Source organism: Bacillus sp. SIMBA_008 (genome assembly GCF_046535495.1).
GTDB lineage: Bacteria > Bacillota > Bacilli > Bacillales > Bacillaceae > Bacillus > Bacillus subtilis.
In genome coordinates this window covers 1-235 of the sequence record NZ_JAWRWL010001276.1, presented here as the reverse complement: position 1 = coordinate 235, position 235 = coordinate 1, and the positions used below count along the sequence as shown (strand labels likewise).

1 protein-coding gene is annotated in these 235 nt (G+C 26.8%); it reads right to left on the bottom strand.

Annotated elements, in window-relative coordinates; translation table 11 throughout:
- Positions 1–109 (bottom strand): excisionase family DNA-binding protein (locus SB658_RS27540; protein WP_410603742.1); only part of this gene is annotated, 109 nt, incomplete at its 3' end.
- Between the last annotated feature and the right edge of the window lie 126 nt (positions 110–235).

Here is a 235-nt window from a genome sequence, read left to right as displayed (position 1 = left end):
CATCAAATAGTGCACGAATTTTCTTTTGCTGAATTAGCTCTTCAATATACGACTTTGGTAAATTCAAATACTCCGCAGCTTCTTCTACTGTTATATACAACGCGTTCATTCCTTTATTATTTTTTCATATATACTGTATCTTACTTTATTTTTGTAAACAAATAAAAAAGATTTTGTAAATGCAATTTAAAAAGAAGGTGGATGCATTCCATATATTGTATAATAATATAGTAAG